This is a genomic window from Cyclobacteriaceae bacterium (genome assembly GCA_025808415.1).
Lineage (GTDB): Bacteria > Bacteroidota > Bacteroidia > Cytophagales > Cyclobacteriaceae > UBA2336.
The window spans coordinates 2,717,903-2,737,231 of sequence record CP075525.1; the positions used below are offsets into that span (position 1 = coordinate 2,717,903).

At 43.6% G+C, this 19,329-nt stretch carries 18 protein-coding genes; 3 read left to right on the plus strand and 15 right to left on the minus strand.

Translation table 11 applies throughout. The annotated features are described in order from the left end of the window. Positions 1-2,358, minus strand: a complete 2,358-nt coding sequence (locus tag KIT51_12290; protein ID UYN85651.1) for a TonB-dependent receptor — start codon at positions 2,356-2,358, stop codon at positions 1-3. A 176-nt stretch (positions 2,359-2,534) separates the two neighbouring features. Between KIT51_12290 and KIT51_12295 the strand changes: the two genes are divergently transcribed. Then, positions 2,535-3,968 carry an amidohydrolase gene (locus tag KIT51_12295; protein UYN85652.1) on the plus strand — a complete coding sequence of 478 codons (1,434 nt, stop codon included), beginning with the start codon at positions 2,535-2,537 and terminating at the stop codon, positions 3,966-3,968. Further along, positions 3,965-4,603: a hemolysin III family protein gene (locus KIT51_12300; protein ID UYN85653.1), complete on the plus strand. Its 639-nt coding sequence runs from the start codon at positions 3,965-3,967 to the stop codon at positions 4,601-4,603. Before KIT51_12295 ends, KIT51_12300 begins: the two co-directional genes overlap by 4 nt. Positions 4,604-4,629: 26 nt before the next feature. Here KIT51_12300 and KIT51_12305 read toward each other — a convergent pair whose 3' ends face one another. The 6 genes from KIT51_12305 to KIT51_12330 all read right to left on the minus strand — a co-directional run bounded on the left by KIT51_12305 (position 4,630) and on the right by KIT51_12330 (position 9,142). After that, positions 4,630-5,112 carry a DUF2846 domain-containing protein gene (locus KIT51_12305; GenBank protein UYN85654.1) on the minus strand — a complete coding sequence of 161 codons (483 nt, stop codon included), beginning with the start codon at positions 5,110-5,112 and terminating at the stop codon, positions 4,630-4,632. Between the two features lie 70 nt (positions 5,113-5,182). Then, positions 5,183-5,587, minus strand: a complete 405-nt coding sequence (locus tag KIT51_12310; GenBank protein UYN85655.1) for a hypothetical protein — start codon at positions 5,585-5,587, stop codon at positions 5,183-5,185. Positions 5,588-5,976: 389 nt separating this feature from the next. Beyond that, a complete protein-coding gene (locus KIT51_12315; GenBank protein ID UYN85656.1) occupies positions 5,977-6,615 on the minus strand; it encodes a nucleotidyl transferase AbiEii/AbiGii toxin family protein in 639 nt (212 codons plus the stop codon). Further along, complete coding sequence (locus KIT51_12320; protein UYN85657.1) at positions 6,605-6,859, minus strand: hypothetical protein; 255 nt, start codon at positions 6,857-6,859, stop codon at positions 6,605-6,607. The genes KIT51_12315 and KIT51_12320 overlap by 11 nt, the downstream gene beginning before the upstream one ends. Before the next feature lie 166 nt (positions 6,860-7,025). Next, the gene (locus KIT51_12325) at positions 7,026-7,370 is read right to left on the minus strand and encodes an ArsC family reductase (protein UYN85658.1); all 345 of its coding nucleotides are present in this window, start codon (positions 7,368-7,370) and stop codon (positions 7,026-7,028) included. 14 nt (positions 7,371-7,384) lie between these two features. After that, the gene (locus KIT51_12330; protein ID UYN85659.1) at positions 7,385-9,142 is read right to left on the minus strand and encodes a DUF885 domain-containing protein; all 1,758 of its coding nucleotides are present in this window, start codon (positions 9,140-9,142) and stop codon (positions 7,385-7,387) included. A 141-nt stretch (positions 9,143-9,283) separates the two neighbouring features. Here KIT51_12330 and KIT51_12335 point away from each other — a divergent pair, with 141 nt between their 5' ends. Continuing rightward, a complete protein-coding gene (locus KIT51_12335; GenBank protein UYN85660.1) occupies positions 9,284-11,833 on the plus strand; it encodes a zinc carboxypeptidase in 2,550 nt (849 codons plus the stop codon). Positions 11,834-11,837: 4 nt separating this feature from the next. Here the strand turns inward: KIT51_12335 and KIT51_12340 are convergent, their stop codons facing one another. From KIT51_12340 to KIT51_12375, 8 genes are all read right to left on the minus strand, one after another. After that, entirely contained in the window at positions 11,838-12,611 is a 774-nt protein-coding gene (locus tag KIT51_12340) for a tryptophan synthase subunit alpha (GenBank protein UYN85661.1), read from the minus strand. 4 nt (positions 12,612-12,615) lie between these two features. After that, positions 12,616-13,524, minus strand: coding sequence for a DUF1684 domain-containing protein (locus tag KIT51_12345; protein ID UYN85662.1), 909 nt, complete (start codon positions 13,522-13,524; stop codon positions 12,616-12,618). A gap of 113 nt (positions 13,525-13,637) precedes the next feature. Further along, positions 13,638-14,819: a tryptophan synthase subunit beta gene (trpB, locus tag KIT51_12350; GenBank protein ID UYN85663.1), complete on the minus strand. Its 1,182-nt coding sequence runs from the start codon at positions 14,817-14,819 to the stop codon at positions 13,638-13,640. After that, the gene (locus KIT51_12355) at positions 14,816-15,463 is read right to left on the minus strand and encodes a phosphoribosylanthranilate isomerase (protein ID UYN85664.1); all 648 of its coding nucleotides are present in this window, start codon (positions 15,461-15,463) and stop codon (positions 14,816-14,818) included. Before KIT51_12355 ends, trpB begins: the two co-directional genes overlap by 4 nt. Beyond that, entirely contained in the window at positions 15,460-16,254 is a 795-nt protein-coding gene (trpC, locus tag KIT51_12360) for an indole-3-glycerol phosphate synthase TrpC (GenBank protein ID UYN85665.1), read from the minus strand. Before trpC ends, KIT51_12355 begins: the two co-directional genes overlap by 4 nt. Positions 16,255-16,258: 4 nt before the next feature. Next, positions 16,259-17,245, minus strand: coding sequence for an anthranilate phosphoribosyltransferase (gene trpD, locus KIT51_12365; protein ID UYN85666.1), 987 nt, complete (start codon positions 17,243-17,245; stop codon positions 16,259-16,261). A 62-nt stretch (positions 17,246-17,307) separates the two neighbouring features. Then, positions 17,308-17,874 (minus strand): aminodeoxychorismate/anthranilate synthase component II, encoded by a 567-nt coding sequence (locus KIT51_12370; protein ID UYN85667.1) that lies wholly within the window; start codon positions 17,872-17,874, stop codon positions 17,308-17,310. A gap of 3 nt (positions 17,875-17,877) precedes the next feature. Continuing rightward, positions 17,878-19,281 (minus strand): anthranilate synthase component I family protein, encoded by a 1,404-nt coding sequence (locus KIT51_12375; GenBank protein UYN85668.1) that lies wholly within the window; start codon positions 19,279-19,281, stop codon positions 17,878-17,880. Positions 19,282-19,329: the final 48 nt, after the last annotated feature.

Here is a 19,329-nt window from a genome sequence, read left to right on the forward strand (position 1 = left end):
TTAAAAATGAAAATTGTATGAAATGGCAGGCACTATAGTGCCTATGATGGATAGCTGCGTAGCCTGGCTGTCAATAGGTTGACCGGCAGGTACGCGTTCATCGGCTTGAGAAAAGTAAATAGAGAACGGATTTTTTCTTCCGTACACATTATACAATCCAAACACCCAGTAATCGGTATTTTTTCTAACCTTTCCATTCTTCCTGACCGTTTTCCCCTCAAGCCTTGCAGAAATATCCAAACGGTGAAAGGCCGGTATCCGTACATTATTGCGCGAGTCGCTTTCATTGTACGGTATTAAAATACCCTGCATGATGTAGCGAGACGTTGGAAAAGTTGTTGGCGTACCCGACAACAAGGTGAAATTTGCCGAAAGCGATACCCGTTGCGAAACATCGTAGAAACCGGTGAGCTTAAGGTTGTGGGTTTGGTCAAAACGTGTGGGGTACCAAAGGCCACGGTTAATGCCTTCCATTTTAAGTTCTGTGCGACCCAGGGTATAGGCTATCCATCCGTTAAATTTTCCTGTTTTCTTTTGCAGGTAAAACTCAAGGCCGTAAGCCCTTCCAATACCGTTTAACAAATCACCTTCCAGAAATTCATTGATCAACAGGTCAGCGCCATCGATGTAATCAATTTGATTTTTGGTGCTGCGGTAGTAAGCCTCAACCGAAAACTCATAGTCCTTGTCGTTACCAAAATCCCTGAAGTAACCCAACGTATACTGATCGCCAAGTTCGGGCTTAATGTTTCGGGAACTCGGTGTCCATACATCCAACGGATTTGATGCTGTGGTGTTTGAGATCAGGTGCAGGTACTGCGCCATGCGTATGTAGCTGGCTTTTATTGAGCTTGATGGAGAAAGTTGCGCTTTTACCGAAAGCCGTGGCTCCAGGTTTCCATATTCGCTCATTACCTCACCCCTTTTGAACGATTCTATGTTAACAGGAACTCTTCGAACACCCGCTGTGGTGTCGTTATAGGTTACCTGGTTTCCCGGGCCAAAACCCCAGAAGTAAGAATAACGCAGTCCATATTCAACCGAAAAGGTTTCATTGATGCGTTGGTTATTGCTCAGGTAAACAGCCGCTTCCAGGTTATACTTTCTGGCCAGGCTAATGTCCACCACATCACCACTAGAAGCCCCCGATGCCGTGGCCGGATTAAAACTATAGTAGTTACCTTCTGCCCCGAACGACACTTCATTTTCGCTGTTGATAAAATAACTGAAAGCCGGCTTAAAGGTGTAATTGGTTATGGATGATTTCCATTTAAAATAGTCGCGGTCATCTTCGCCAAACTGAAGGGAGTAATCATACTTACTGTATATGCCTGAAAAATTAGCAAAGAGCCTGTCGTTTATAATCGAGTTCCAACGCAACGTTGCCGTGTTGTTTCCCCACGAGAATCCCTGGTTCTTATCGAAGAAAAATATGTCACGCCCCGTATACCCGGATAAGTAAAGCCTGTTGCGCTCGTTGATATTATAGTTTCCTTTTCCGGTAAGGTCATAAAAATTAAGGCGTGCTCCATCCTGTAAAACATCAACAAAAGGCCGGGCCAGAATATCAATGTACGATCTTCTGCCGGCCACAATAAACGATCCTTTGTTTTTCAAAACAGGACCTTCAACCGCTAACCTGCTGAATATTGTCCCGATTCCTCCATTTACTTCAAAATCTTTATTGTTGCCTTCCTTCATGCGCACATCCAGCAAAGATGAAATCCGTCCACCGAATTGTGCCGGTATAGCGCCTTTGTAAAGTTTAACGTCTTTAACAGCATCCGGATTAAACACAGAGAAGAAGCCCAGCAGGTGCGATGAGTTATAAACCGAAGCTTCGTCCAGCAGTATCAGGTTTTGCCCCACACTGCCACCACGCACGTTAAAGCCAGAAGCACCTTCACCTACTGTTGTTACTCCCGGCAATTGCTGTAAGCTTTTGATTACGTCAACTTCGCCCAAAAAAGCGGGAATCTTACTGATGGTTTTAATGTCAATCTTGTTCACGCTCATCTCCACTGATTGCACCATCGACTTTTCGGTTGAGCCTGTTATAACCACTTCCTGCAACTGCCTGCTTTGTGAGGTTAGCTCCATATCCAACCGTACATTCTGGTCCAGCAAAATGGTACGGGTTTCTTTACCATACCCGATGTAGGAAAATTCAACTTCATATGTACCCCTGGCCAGGGTAATGGAATAAAACCCGTACACATTTGTTGTTGCACCGGTTTTCAAGGAGGGAACATAGATGGTAGCCCCAATAAGTACCTCACCATCAGCAGCATCCTTAAGGTATCCGCTTAATGTGGCTTTATCCTGGGCAAAAGAAGCCCATGCCAAAAGGATGAACATAAAAATTATTAGGTCTGATTTTCATACGGCCATATGTCGTTGGCAAACAAATAATGTTACGGCAGTGTTCAATTTCCGGTACAAAAAATTGAAGCTTTATCAAAAGATGCATCCGATTAACACGATGTAATTTTGAAGCTTACGCACAAATGGGTAGGTTGTAAAAAAAAATACCTATGCTTCGACACCTTACCATTCTCCTTTTACTAAGCGCATCCTTTTCGCTCGCACAGTCACAAAAAATTTCACCCAACAAGAAATCCGTTTTGCAATCGGTTGAAAACCATTCGGCTAAACTGATTGAAACCAGTGATAAGATATGGGCACATGCCGAAATTGCTTTCCAGGAAAATGAATCATACAAAGTATTGGCCGACCTGGCAGAAGCCAATGGTTTTAAAGTGGAGCGTGGTGTGGCCGAAATTCCCACAGCATTTGTAGCCACCTTTGGAAGCGGCAACCCGGTAATAGGCATATTAGGAGAGTTCGATGCCCTGCCTGGTTTATCGCAAAAGGCTGTTCCACATAAAGACCCACTCACCGAAGGAAAACCCGGCCACGGCTGCGGGCATAATCTATTTGGTGCGGCCAGCCTCGGTGCAGCTATTGCCATCAAAGAATTGATAGAGCAAGGAAAACTGAAAGGTACCATCAAATTTTACGGCACCCCTGCTGAAGAAAAGTTTTTCGGTAAACTGTGGATGATACGCGCAGGACTCTTTAAGGATGTAGATGTAGTTATGGACTGGCACCCAGGGGCAGAAACAAAAGCAGCCGTACAAACCGGACTTGCACTTGTAGATTTCATTGTAGAGTTTCATGGTCAAGCCGCGCACGCTTCCGCTGATCCCTGGAATGGAAGAAGTGCAGCAGATGCGCTGGAATTATATACCACCGGTATCAACTATTACCGCGAACATATTAAACCCACAGTACGCATCCATTACCACATACAGGATGGTGGCCAGGTAGTTAATGTAGTACCCGACTACGCACGCTTGTGGGTACGTGTACGCGATGTGAAACGTGAAGGCATGAACGAAGTGTACGAACGCGTAAAGAAAATGGCCGAAGGTGCCGCCATTATGGCCAATGTGGAGTACAAAGTCTCCCTGGTTTCAGGCATTTATGAAGTATTGGTAAACCGTACCGGGGCTGGGTACATTCAAAAAAACCTGGAATACCTGGGGCCAATTACCTATACGGCCGAAGAAACAACTTTTGCAAAAAAGATACAGGAAGCTACCGGTAAACCACAGGTTGGCTTACACAGCAAAGTTGAACCACTGGAAGAAACCCTGGAGAATGCGGGGGGCGGCTCAACTGATGTAGGCGATGTAAGCTGGGTGGTACCCGTGATCCGCCTGAGTGCCGCTACTGCACCCGTTGGCACACCGTGGCACTCATGGGCCGTGGTGGCGTGCGGGGGTATGTCTATCGGGCATAAAGGTATGCTGCATGCTTCCAAAACCCTGGCGCTTACTATGGTTGATTTGTTTGAAGATCCTAAAAAGGTTGAAGCTGTAAAAGCCGAGTTTAAACAACGTAAAGGCAATCATGTATACTCCGGTTTAGTACCTGATGGCCCGCCACCCATTGGTAAAGAATGAAGGAAGAATATGTCGACCAATCAGTAGGTGAAGAAATTGCCAACAGCATCAGTCACGGCTTAGGGGCCTTTGGCGGCATTGTTGTCACACCCTTTCTGATCATCCATGCTATACCGTTTGGTGCAGCAGCCATAGTGGGAGCATCTGTATTTGGTGCAGCCATCATCATTATGTACCTGAGCTCTACGCTATACCATGCCTTTCCGGTTAGCCGTACAAAAAAGTTGTTCCGGATTTTTGATCACAGCGCTATTTACGTGTTGATAGCCGGAACTTACACGCCTTTTGCCTTGGGCATTTTGCATGGATTTTGGGGCTGGGTAATGTTAGCGGTAATGTGGACGTTAGCCGCTGCCGGTATTGTATTCAAATCCATTACCGGTACACGAAAGAACATACTGTCCACCATTTTATATGTGGCCATGGGTTGGATGGGAATGTTAATGATCAAACCCCTGATGGCGAACATGGAGTGTGAAGGATTGTATTGGCTACTGGCAGGTGGAATTTCCTATACGGTTGGCGTTATCTTTTACCTGATGAAAAAGATACCCTATACACACTTCATCTGGCACTTGTTTGTGCTGGGCGGCACGGCCTGCCATGTGGTTACGGTGATGCGATTTGCGAATTGATAATGATTATTGAATTGCACCAATTCTTATTGGAGATAGAACTCCAATAAGGGCAAAGTTGTCATGATTGAAGAAAATAAAATTATGAAGCGTTGAAGGCATATCTTCTTGAGCAAAAATGCCTTAGCCCTCTTTATTCCTTCTTCTTCTGTCAATTGCTCGCAATAAAAACTACCTTTTCCAAAGGCCTTTGTCCTAATATTAACTGAGACGTAATATGTCTTACCTGATTCCAGATTAACTAAAAGTTCTGTTTCTGGGGTTGATTTGATTTTACCTTTGTATTGCGCATGAATTATATGCTCACCAGGCTCTACCTCATGAACTGAATACTTTCCTTTTCCTAACTTACATAAAAGGACTTTGTCCAAATAGGTATAATAAGGCACAAACTGATCAAGGTCATGCCCAACTGATCTTAATAAATAGATAGTCGCTTTTTGGCTTTGTGCCTGTACATAAATACAACTTATTAACAGTATGAATAAAATATAATAAAGCTTTCTCACGGCACGGTGAATTTAGTATCAGATAACATTGACTTCTGAAAAATTAATAGTGCAAATCGAGCTATTATTATTATTTCGGAAAAGTGAGTGATACGGATGCACCGATTGAACTGGCCGAAAAAGATTGCCCCAATTCATCCTCATAGCTGATGGCAGTATACGTAAGTGCAATCCACTTGTAGCCAAATTCAAATCGAGGGCCGATCGAGCTTGTATAGGCAACATCAGGAAAAAATCCATCACCCTTTAATTTAGGATTAAGATGAGACGTAACGCCCACCCCCAATCGGAAATCATTATTAATTTTCCAGAAGGGCGTTAGCTGGATAGGAAATCTTGTTAAACGAATATTAGCGTTATCTGCTGCCGTTGTATTGAATTTTATTCCAATGGAAGTACGAAGCATAAGGCCTTTGGCTTTTGGAAATTGAAATTCTCCACCAAATGCCAGGTACCCACCCTGCCCAGCCCGCATGGTTTGATCTTCACCGTTGGTAAAGAAGACTTTAAGTATTTCGTCACCACCATATTCTATGCCGCCTTCAATTAAAAATTTAGCGGGTTACTGGTTTTTCCATTTGTTGAGCGGTAACCTCAACAGAAGTCAATATAAGACCCAGACCTAAAACAAAAAGTAATTTTTTCATATTGGACGCATTAAAAGCGGGCGAATAAAGATAAATACTTGAATCCCGTTGAAATGACTACCATTAATTTTTAGTTACGTAAAAGTTGGTTTTACACCTCAGAATTTCGAAGGCTTAGCGTCCCTTCAGCCCACCATGGGGTTACGGTGATGCGGTTTGCGAATTGACAATTGTTAAAAGGATAATTCGAGCGGCCACAATAACCGCATAGAAAAGTTCAGAAGTCAAACCTCCTTTTAGAGTGAAGTACGCTTTGACTAATGCGCTTTTTGATTTTTTCTAGCGAAAGTTTTACAGGTAGTTTTGGTGGATCAACGGAAGGATCAATGTCATCGAAGTAACTTACAGCACGCAGGGCAATTAGAGGATTAAAATTTGGATACTTTATCGTGTAAAATTCGATCATTTCGCTCATTGAAAAATGTTCAAGAAGAAAGTAGATGTCGATAAAATCTTTCAAACGCTTACCCGAGTTACTGATGGCATTCAGTTTCATGGCTGCAATATCCGGGAGCGATAGAAATCGAATACCTTCCTCTTCTTTGGGAGGATTGATCAATGGGTAATTATGAGTAATAAAGTCGACTTTTATATGCTCGATGAAAGTAAGTAAGGTATTGGTCGCCTCAAACGTAACTTCCAACGTAAACTTTGCCTGCAGTTGACCAATAAATTGGTTTGAGTTGAAGGTTTCTCTACTGAACAGATCAATATCAATTGAGTTTCTATGTCCTATTTGAAGTGCAAGTGCGGTACCTCCTACCAAATAGAAGTCTACTAAAAAATCCAGCGATTGCAAACGCTGAATCAGGTCGAATGTTTCAGGTTTAATCAAAAAGGGATCTTTATGCAGCATTCAAAAAATCTGATTGAATAAAGAACCTGGAAAAGTCTTTCATCCGTTGCGTGAGCTGTGCACTCCATTCAATCACTTCAAGGATTTTTTCCCGTCCATAATACTGAAGTACGGCACGCCATTCATTCAACGTTCCCCTTTCCAGCACTCGCTCAATCACAATCTTATACGACTTGTCGTAATTAAAGGTCTCCAGGTCATACTCCCATAAGAGGCGGTCGCTGATATTGGGTTTATAAGCCATAGTGGTTCACAAAAATGGTTTATAAAGATACAAAAAAGGAGTTTGCTAAACACCAGGATAATATAATAAGGCTTGACTTAGCTGGTATTCTTCACCAATAAAAGGTTTTTTCTTGTTGGTGAAAAACATCGACAAGGGCAGAGCATCATTTAGTAAATAAACTCACTTAAAATTTATTCTTATATTCCTCCTCATCAAACCCTAGCACGAGCACTTTACCATCTTCTTCAATCAACGGTCGCTTGATTACGCTGGTCTTCTCCAGCATTAAAGCAATGGCAACCTTTTCATTGGTGATTTTCTTTTGTGTTGCCTCATCCAATTGCCGCCAGGTAGTGCCGCGTTTGTTTATCAGGCTCTCCCACCCCACCTGTTTGCTCCAGGCTTTGAGTTTGCCTTCGGTAATGCCCTTCGATTTATAGTCGTGAAAGTCGAATTCAATTTTGTTCTTTTTCAGCCAGTCGAGCGCTGATTTTACCGTGTTGCAGATTTTTATTCCGTAGACAGTCATGCGGATTTAAGATTTCAAATTTCAGATTTTAACGCTTGGTCAATATAGGCATCAACCTGCTTTTCCAAAACGGTTAACGGCACGGACCCATTTTGAAGGATGGCTTCATGAAATTCACCGATATTAAACTTATTCCCTAAGGCTTCCTCTGCTTTTTTCCGCAAGGCTTTGATTTTGATTTCACCGATCTTATAACTTAATGCCTGCCCCGGCCAACCGATGTACCGATCTATTTCTGTAGTAACTTCGTGAATGGACAACGCTGTGTTTTCCGACAAGTATGCCAGTGCCTGTTCGCGTGTCCAGCCCTTATAATGGATTCCTGTATCTAAAACCAACCGGCATGCCCGCCACATTTCATAGGTATAGCGGCCAAACCAATCGTAAGGCGTGGTGTACATGCCCATCTCTTCGCCCAGAAACTCACTGTACAATCCCCAGCCTTCACCGAAGGCACTGATGTAATACTGATTTCTGAAGCGGGGTATATCTTTCAGTTCGGCCGCCAACGAAATTTGCAGGTGGTGTCCCGGCACCGCCTCGTGCAAGGTGAGTGCAGGCAACGTATACAATGTGCGGCTCTTCAAATTATAGGTATTCACCCAATAGATACCCGCACGTTTGCTTTCCCACGATCCGCCAACATAGCGACCGCCTGTATAGGTTGGGGCAATGTTATCGGGTACAGGTTCAACAGTGAAGGGTAAGGTGTAAAGCTTGCTGAATAGTTTTGGAAGCTGCGCCTCCGCGCGCTTGCTCAGCCAGGCGGCATAGTTCAACAACTCCTGCGGGGTTTTGGCATAAAACTGCGGATCGGTTCGAAGGAATTTTAAGAAATCAGAAAATGAACCTTTAAACTTCACTTCCTGGATTATCGCTTCCATGGCGGCCCGAATACGCGCCACTTCTTGTATTCCCAAATTATGCACCGAGTCGGGTGTAAGGGGCAGTGTGGCATAATGCATCACCCGATTCTCATAATATTCCTTACCACCGGGTACCAGACTTATACCTGGAGCTTCCTTCGCTGCAACCATATACTCATCCGCCACAAAAGTTTTTAATGATTGGTATTCACTCGCCAGTTCACCTACTAGTTGATCGGCTTGTTCCAAAATGGCTTTGCGATCGGTTTCTTGAAGATCAGCCGGCAACGTGCTAAAAGGTTTATAGAAAATTGAAGTGTGATAATCCTGCACAACCCACGGCTTCAGCAACTCAAGTGTATTTCTAACAATAACTTTTGGCGCAACAATCCCTTCCTCTATTCCCTTCTGCATCAGTATTCTATTTTCCTTCAGCACAGTAATGTAGTTCGGAAGCCAGTGAAGGTAATCGTAATAGTGTTGTGCGGTTGTAAACGGTAACCGCTGTAAAGTGCGCTCCATGTTGTTATAGAAACCACCCTCGGCATTAAAAGGGATGTAATACATTTTATAGTGAAACTGATCGATCCTGTCGCGCAAGCTTATGATCATAACCTGCTTGCTGATTTTTTCCTGCTCAGAAAGATTGACATCATCGAGGGAAAGGATGGCATCCAAAAATTTTTGAAGGCTGTCTGTACGCTGTGCACGAGCTTCCGGCAAAGTCGAACGCCAGGCTCCTTTCGGATGAAAACCCCGGTACAAACTATCCTCGGAGGAACCGGAAAACTTCTCTATATCATCAAATAGCTGAGCGAGCTTTTCACCATCGGCCTGAGCCTTATCCTTTTCAGCAGGTTGGCATGCCCAAACAGAAAACAAAAGAAAAAACAGGTAGCGTTTCATAGGTAGTTTGTTAGGAAACTAAAAGTAGTGATTTCTATTAACCGGATGTAGATGACCCATTACCGTACAAATAAAAGTTTACTGTACCCGGCATACCTTCCATAAATCTGGCTATTTTGAGCATGAAGAATAAACCTACCTATGAAAAAAATAGCTACCCTTTTTCTTGTCGCCAGCATTGCGCTGCCGACACTAGCCCAACGCGATTACTTCTATCCAAAAGCATCAACCTTTAATACCGCAATTCCCACACCCGAAGAGTTTCTTGGGTATCCCATCGGAATGCACCATACGCGCCACGACCGCGTGGTGGAGTACTTCAAAACATTGGATAACCTATCCGACCGGATGATCCTGTTGGAAATTGGTAAAACGTATGAGCACCGACCTCAGATTACAGCCATCATCACTACACCTGAAAACCATAAAAACCTGGACGACATCCGCAGCAAGCATTTGCAGCGTAATACCTCAACGCAATTCAACAACGTACCGCTCATAATCCTTTTGGGGTACAACGTTCACGGCAACGAACCTTCCAGCACCGAAGCTGCCATGCTCACGGCCTACTACCTCGTGGCCAATGAAGATGAAGAAACATTGGCATGGTTAAAAACTATGGTCATTCTGCTCGACCCGGTGTATAACCCCGATGGCCGAGACCGCCACAGCCATTGGGCAAATATGCACAAAGCTTCACCCTTGGTAGGCGATCCGTTAGACCGCGAGCACAACGAAGTATGGCCGGGTGGACGTACCAACCATTATTGGTTCGACCTTAACCGCGACTGGTTTTTGGGGGTTCATCCTGAAAGCAGGAACCGCGTAAAGCTATTTCATGAATGGCGCCCGTATGTGATGACCGACCATCATGAAATGGGCACCAACTCAACTTTTTATTTCGATCCGGGAAAATACAGCAGCAACAACCCGGTAGTGCCCGCACAATTGTATGATGTACTCTACCCTAAATTTGGGGAGTATTTCGCCAAAGCTATGGATGGGATAGGTTCGCAGTATTTTACCAAAGAAGCGTTTGATAAGTTGTATCCGGGGTATGGATCAAGCTATGGTAATTTTTACGGAGGTGCCGGCTTTCTGTTCGAGCAGGCAAGTTCACGCGGACATTTCCAGGAAACTACCACCATTCCCCTCACCTTTGCCTTTACCATTCGCAACCAATTTACCGCATCGCTGGCAACACTTCGTGCATCACACAACGAACGCGACATGCTCTTTAACCTGCGGTTGAATTTCTTCCGCACGGCAGCCAACCAGGCAAAAGCCAATCCGGTGAAAGGATATGTTTTTGGCGATACTCATGATGTAAACCGTACAAACGCTTTTGTTAACCTGCTGCGCATGCACGAAATAGAAGTTTATGATCTGGCCAGGGATATGGCAGTAAGCGGAAAAACCTACGAGAAGGGTAAAGCCTTCATTGTGCCTACAGAACAGATGAACTACATCATGGTGCGTTCTGCTTTTGAAAAAGAGATAACCTATACAGATAGCATCTTCTACGATGCCTCAACCTGGTCGTTGGTGCATGCCTTTAATTTGCCACATGCCGAAATACGCGGGCCAGTAAGCAAAGGTGATCGTATTACAAAAGATCTGGTCAAAACCGTAGTACCGGTTACCCGAAGTAACTACGCGTACCTGATGGAACTTACTGACTACGCTGCACATAAAGCAATCCACCAACTGCAATCCGATGGTATTATCGCAAAAATTGCCTTTCGCTCCTTCAGCGCAATAATAAATGGAAAAGAAAAGAACTTCCGACACGGAACGATCATCATACCGGTTAGTCAGCAAACGATTGATAGCGACAAGCTATTTGAAAGCCTGAAAAAAGTAAGTACTTCCTGTTTAACTGATTTTTATTCAGTCGAAACCGGGTACAACCTTAAGGGTATTGATCTTGGTTCCGGCTTTGCTATTCCACTGAAACAACCGAAAGCTTTGATGCTGATCGGCAATGGAGTATCTGGGTATGAAGCTGGCGAAGTATGGCACCTACTTGATCAACGGATTGGAATGCCCATCACAAAAGTTGATGTAACCAACATCGGCCGTGTGAGCTGGGAGAAGTACAATGTGTTGATTATGGTAAGTGGCAACTATAATCTTGATAAAGCTACCATTGATAAAATAAAAGCCTGGATACAATCGGGCGGTACACTGATCACACTAAAAACGGCAAGCGAGTGGGCCATCAAACAAGGTCTGACTAAAGAAAAACTAGTACCAACCGATACCACCAAAACCAAACCACGAACAAACTACGAAGATGCTGCCAATACGGAAGGCGCAAGAAGTATTGGAGGATCAATCTTTCAGGTCGACCTTGATATTACCAATCCAATTGGGTTTGGGTATACCGATCGCACCATTTCAGTGTACCGCAATGGCTCAACGTTTCTTCAGCCCGGTAAAAACCCTTATACCACCGCAGCAAAGTACACTGCCAAGCCGTTGATTGGTGGCTACCTGCACAAAACCAATGCACCAAAGGTTGCTAACTCCGCTGCCGTATTGCTCAGTGGTGAAGGCCAGGGAAGAGTAATTATGTTTTCTGATAATCCGAACTTCAGGGGCACGTGGTATGGGACAAATAAAATGTTTTTGAATGCACTGTTTTTTGGACCGGTTCTAAATGTCCCAAACAGCAGTCAGGGTGAATAGCCGTTTATGATTTTAACGTACGGATAAAAGTGGAAATATCCGTTACAAGGTCTGTAGATTTGGAGAGCACTTTTATAAATGCACTACCTACAATAACTCCAGCTCCATATTGACAGGCGGTTGAGAAAGTCTGACGATTGGAAATACCAAAGCCGATAAGAAATGGATTGTTTAATTGCTTATCGCGCAGGCGTTGAAAATAATCCAATTGATCCGCTGAAAATTCATTCCTTGAACCGGTAGTACTGGAGGATGAAACTGCATAAATAAAACCACGACTGGCCTGATCAATGCGCTGAATGCGCTCATCGGAAGTAGTGGGTGAAATGAGAAAAATATTTTGCAGATCCAACTCCTCCATTTTGTCCTTATAGTTTCGTTCAAACTCATCAAATGGCATATCGGGTAAGATTAATCCATCTACACCGGCCGTAGCAGCATCTGCAAAGAAACGATCCATACCATATTGCATTACAGGATTCAAATACCCCATGAGGATAATGGGCATTGAAACTGTTTTACGTATTTCTTTTACCTGTTCCAACAGCAACTTTACCGTCATGCCATTATCAATAGCCTGCTTACTGCTTTGCTGAATCACCGGGCCATCAGCGATGGGATCAGAAAATGGTATTCCGATTTCAATCATATCAACCCCTGCCAACTGAAGTTGCTTTGCAATCTCAACGGTGTCGTGAAGGGTGGGAAAGCCCGCTGTAAAAAATACTGAAAGTATATTGTCCTTCTTTTGCTGAAAAAGTGCGTCAATGCGATTCATAAAATTAATGGTCTCTGTAATTCTTCTCCCCTACTGGTACAGCAAAGGGCAATATGTTTTGTTTCGGTGGTAAAGGACAGGTTGCAAATTCAGTAAAGGCACATGGTGGATTATAGGACTTATTGAAATCGATGATCACATTATCGCCCGACACAGGTACCGGTACATACATATACCGTCCGGCACCGTAGGTTTCGCGTGCGTTGGTTTCATCACCGAAAATAACGAAGAACTCATCCCCTCCTTCATCAAGTGCATCCAGGCGGTATTCGTTACCCTGCCAGGTAAATACCAACGTTCCTACTGATCGTTGTTGCAGGGTTTGTCCCAGTACATTGGTGATTTCAATCGTGCGCGAAGAATCAGCCCATTCCACACGCCCCTCCACTCGCCAGGCGGGGTCAATATCAAAACAATCAATACCCGAAAAGGCTTTCAGGTTTGGATGATCCAGGTCGCGCAAGCGTATGCCAATCTTGTCATCACGCTTAATGACAAACCATCGGAGAGAACCGTATTCCATAATGTTGCGTGACGAATCCGGATGAAATATAACACCGGAAGATGTCGGCTTACCATTTACCGAAATCATAAGGCCGTCTGTTGTTTCCAGCATTACTACGCCTTGTTTTAATAGCAAGAAACCAGCACGTTCAGGGATTTTACCCTCGGGAAAAACAAAGTCATTCGACTTGCCACTACCGAAGGTGTTAATGCCATCCTTCAACCAAAACAACCCTGCCAGGTTTACCCATCCTTCCTCACTTACCTGGTAAGCGTTTCGCTTTTGCTGCCATTGGATAATTTCCTCCAGATAGGCTTCGGTATCAAAACTTTTATCCTGCCTAACGGAAGATGTGCAGCCTGCAACCAGTGCAGTAAAGAGAAAAAGAAAATTGATTTTAGTATTCATAATTCAATCACTCGAAATTAATTAAACCGCTAAGACCCCGAAATACAAAGCACTCATAACTCGTAGGTCATAAACCCATAGCGCGTAATTCGTACCTCGTACCTCGTACCTTATTAATACTTCCCCCACCGGATATACGTTTCCAAATCCTTATCTCCCCTGCCCGAAACATTGATCACCACAACATCATCCGCACTGAATTCCATCTTCTTTAAAACCGCAACCGCATGTGCTGTTTCAATCGCTGGGATTATTCCTTCTGTGCGGCTCAATTCAATACCTGCTTTCATAGCTTCATCATCGGTGGCATTTAAAAACTTTACCCTTCCGGTTTCAAATAGATGCGCATGCCATGGGCCAATGCCCGGGTAATCCAACCCCGCTGAAATGGAATAAGGTTCTACCACCTGACCATCTTCCGTTTGCATCAGCAAGGTTTTACTGCCGTGCAGTACTCCGGGTTTTCCTAAAACAGTAGTCGCAGCCGACTCACCTGAATCAATGCCCAATCCTGCCGCTTCCACACCTATTAACTGAACATGTTCATCATTTACAAAATGATAAAAAGCTCCGGCTGCGTTGCTGCCACCACCTACACAAGCAATCACATAATCCGGATAAGGATTTCCTTCATTTTCAATTAGCTGTTTTCTGATTTCTTCACTGATTACAGATTGAAAGCGTGCTACCATATCAGGATACGGATGCGGCCCAACCACAGAACCTATGATATAATGTGTATCTGTTGGATTGTTGATCCAGTGACGCATAGCCTCATTAGTGGCATCTTTTAATGTCATGTTGCCTGACGTTGCCGGAACCACGGTTGTTCCCAGTATACGCATGCGTTCAACATTTGGCCGCTGGCGCTCCATGTCGAGTTGACCCATATAGACGATGCACTCCATGCCCATCAGTGCGCATACTGTGGCGGTAGCGACTCCGTGCTGACCCGCACCGGTTTCAGCAATGATCTTTTGTTTGCCTAACTTTTTCGCCAGTAAAATCTGACCAATAGTATTATTGATTTTATGAGCACCCGTATGACATAAATCCTCACGCTTCAGATAAATCTTCGCCTGGTAAAATTCCGACAATCGATGGGCATAATAAAGCGGTGTTGGTCGGCCAACATAATTGCGCAACAGGTGATTGAACTGAGCTTGAAAATCAGCTTTCCCAATAATGTCAAGGTATCGGGAATGAAGTTCTTCAATGTTAGGATAAAGCATCTCCGGAATATAGGCCCCGCCAAAGTTTCCGTAGTAGCCGCGTTCGTCAATGGTGTAGCTCATATAGTTGTTGGTTGTTGGTTGTTAGTTGTTTGCAAATGTGTTATAAACTCCCTGACTTTATCTTTATCCTTCAGGCCAGGATGGATCTCAACCCTACTATTTATATCAAGTCCGTACAAGCTCTTGAAGTTTAATCCTGAAAGGCGAGAAATGTTTTCCATGTCTAGGCCGCCACTTAAAAAAAATGGAATGTCATAATTATACCCCGTTAATATCTTCCAATCGAATGCTACCCCGTTGCCACCGGGTTGCAGTCCTTTCGTGTCAAACAAAAAGTAATCTACAACGTCCGCAAATGGTTTAAGTAAATTGAAATCGAACTCAGTACCTATCGAAACTACTTTAATAATCTTTACCTGTTTGCGCAATGATTCACATAAAACTGGTGATTCATTACCATGAAGTTGCACATGCGACAACCCGTAGCGCTTAATCTTGCTAATGATGTATTCTTCCGGTTGATCAACAAAAACCCCAACTTTATTGATTTGTATCGGAAAGTTTGAAGGCAAGACAAAATCTTCACCCACAAAACGTGGGGATGGTTCATAAAATATAAAGCCCATGTAGTCGGGTAGAAGCGATGCTATTTGCTGAATATTTTCAGCATACTTCATTCCGCATACCTTGAGTTTCAGTTTCATGAATGCACCTTAATACTTTCTATAAACAAACGGCAAGCCTCCTCAGGAGAGGAATGCTTCATAAAATTTTGTCCCATCAAAAAACCCTGAAAGCCGGCCTTCTTCAACATAAGCAGGGCTTCTGGTGAATCGATACCGCTTTCAGATATTTTAACAACCGAAGACGGGATAAGCGGCAGCAAACGCAACGAAGTATCCAATGAAACCTCAAAGGTCTTCAGGTTACGATTGTTCACACCAATGATATCAGCTCCACTTTCCAAATTATTTTCCAATTCGTTCGCATCATGCACCTCCAATAATACTTCTAAACCAAATGAATGGGCAAAGCTTGTCAGGTGTTTAATATCATTAGGTTTCAAAGCCGCAGCAATCAAAAGAATAACATCTGCCCCCATAGCTTTTGCTTCCACAACCTGGTATTCATCCACCATAAAATCCTTTCGGAGGACCGGACAATCATTTAATTCACGTGCCCGCAACAAATCTTCCTGTGTTCCACCAAAATATTTGTAGTCTGTTAATATGGATAGTGCCGTTGCACCAGCGCTTACATACCCGGTGGAAATCTTTACAACATCAACATCCGGATGGATAACGCCTTGAGAGGGCGACTTTCTTTTAATTTCTGCTATTATGCCTCGAGTATCTTTGCCTAATAGACTCTCCTTTAATGAAACACAAGTCTGCAAAAAGTATACCGACTTTTCCAAAACTGAAACAGGATATTGTTCTTTAGCCTGCTCAACTTCTTTGTATTTATCTGCCAGTATCTTATCTAAAATATTCATGACTTCATTTGTTCAATAGTCTTTTAAATACCCCATAAGCCTTTCCTGACAGCAACGATTCACGCGCCAACGCCACAGCCGGTAAAAAACCTTTCGATTGATTGACACAATACAACGCCATGGCCGCGTTGGCAATAACGGCAGCATTTTGTTGCTCCGTTCCATTGCCCTCCAGTATCTTCAGGAAGATCGATGCTGATTCCTCCACTGTCTCCCCTCCCCGTATGTCCGCATAGGAAAGTTGAGGCAATCCAAGATCATCCGGTGAAGCAACCCGCTCACCAGCATTAGAGAAAAACTTAAATGGTCCGGTAAGCGAAACTTCATCATATCCGTCCAACGCATGAAGGATGATGAAATCCTTATCGGAACCCTGATAAAGGTAGCCATATTGACGCGCCAACTCCAGGCTAAACACACCTACCAACTGGCGTTTAGGAAAAGCAGGGTTAACCATCGGACCAAGCATATTAAAAAAAGTTTTTACACCAAGCTCTTTGCGGATGGGCGCCACGTTTTTCATGGCCGGATGAAACAATGGTGCATGCATAAAACAGATGTTGGCCCGATCCAGACTTCGTTTCAACTCGTCTATATTATTGGTAAACGAATACCCGAAATACTCCAGCACATTGGATGAACCACACGCAGAGGATACACCGTAATTTCCGTGCTTGGCTACGGGCTGACCTGCTGCAGCCACGACAAACGCGGAAAGTGTTGACATATTGAACGTATTTTTCCCATCACCACCGGTACCACATACGTCCATCACTGGGGCATCTACCTTCACCGGAATACACAACTCCAACATGGCATCCCGAAAACCCTCCAACTCCTGAACGGTTATGTTCCGCATCATATATACCGTCATGAATGATGACATTTGGCTCGGATTATACTTGCCGGAGGCCAACTCCATCAACACCTGCCGCGCTTCTTCCTTACTTAAAGATTGATGATCGATCAACTCACTTAAAACATGCTTCATACTCTCTACTTATCTAAACATAATATACTAATGCCCATTGACTAATGACTAATGACCAATGACTAACCCCTCAACCAATTCTCAATCATCTTCGGTCCTTCAGGAGTCATAATCGATTCCGGATGAAATTGCAGTCCTTTAACATCATACCTTACATGACGAAGCCCCATTACCATACCCTCATTATTGGTAGCTGTAACTTTCAGATCAGTCGACACAGATTCAGGTTTTACCGCCCAACTGTGGTAGTGACAAACCTGGAACGATTTCGGGAGTTCTTTAAATAAGATTTCATGTTCATCAACCACCAAAGCCGTTGAGGTTACACCGTGCAACACAGTAGGAATATTGTATAGCGTTGCCCCAAACACCTCGGCAATTCCCTGATGGCCTAAACAAATTCCAAGAATACTTTTCGTAGATGCATATTCAAGAATAACCGATTTCATTATTCCGGCTTCATTAGGAATACCCGGACCGGGTGAAAGTAAAATTTTATCGTACTGCTTAACTTCTTCCACGGCAATTTTATCATTACGAAACACATCATAATCGTACTTCAATGCCCTGATAATGTGCACCAGGTTGTAGGTAAACGAATCGTAATTATCGAGAATAAGAACTTTCATAGACTATAATGTTTCGGCCATCACTACAGCTTTGCGCAGCGCGGCCAGTTTGTTGTTTACTTCCTGCAATTCACTTTTCGGATCAGACTTAGAAACAATACCTGCCCCTGCCTGATAGGTCAATTGATTATCCTTGCTTAAAAAAGTTCGGATCATAATAGCATGATTAAAGTCACCATTAAAACCAAGGAAGCCAATGGCACCGCCATAAAAGCCACGATTCACATTTTCATATTTATCAATTAAAGTTATAGCCTTATGTTTGGGCGCACCTGACAATGTTCCGGCAGGAAAAGTTGCAGCAGCCATTTTTACTGTTTCAGATTGGTTGTCAAGCTTTCCTTTTACTTCTGAAACCAGGTGAATAACGTGCGAATAATATTGTATCTCTTTAAATACAGCAACCTTTACATCATGCGCATGGCGACTCATGTCATTACGGGCCAGATCCACCAGCATAATATGTTCAGCATTTTCCTTTTCATCCTTCGCTAATTCACTGGCCAGTTCAGCGTCTTTCTGATCATCACCGGTTCTGCGAAAAGTACCGGCTATCGGGAAAATACTGGCCTCATGCTTACTCACCTTAAGCTGGGCTTCAGGTGAAGACCCAAACAACTTGAAATTTCCATAATCGAAATAGAAAAGGTAAGGCGATGGATTGATCGAGCGTAATGAACGATACACATTAAACTCATCACCCTTGAAAGTGGATGTAAACCTGCGCGACAACACCAATTGGAAAACATCCCCCCGGTTACAATGTTCAATTCCCTTTTTAACAGAATCCATAAAAGCCTCGTCATCAAGGTTCGATGTTTCACCATTAACAAGCTTAAACCGATACGTTGAAAAACGATTGCTGAAGATCAGCTTTTCAACACGATCAAGCGTTGAAGCCTGATCAGTATCCCGTAAGGTATGCTCAACCAAGGTAAGTTCGTTGGAAAAATGATCGACTACAATTACATACCGGTAAAGATTATAGATAATATCCGGCACCAAAGCTTCCTTCCTGGAAATTTCAACATTCTCAAAAAAGCGAACAGCATCATACGCCATGTAGCCGAATAAACCCATCCCAGGCACAGTCATCCCGTCCGACTGATCGATATGAAACGAGGAACGAAAATCTTCCAGCGCAATAATTACCTGATATGGATTTGTAATTTTATCAACGTGAAGTTTACCATTGGGAAATTGAACCTTTATCCGATCACCTTCTACTACAAAGCCCGAAACCGGATCACAGCAAATCAGCGACAAGCTGTTTTCATGACCGTGATAGTCAGAACTTTCCAATAGTATGCTCCCGGCAAAAACATCGCGCAACTTCAGATAAATGTTTACCGGTGTCAGCGTATCTGCCAATAGCTTTTTTGAATAAATCTTAAGTTGATGTTTCATGGTTAATCTAAATCACTATAAAAAGAAAAGGCCCGCTCCGATGAATCG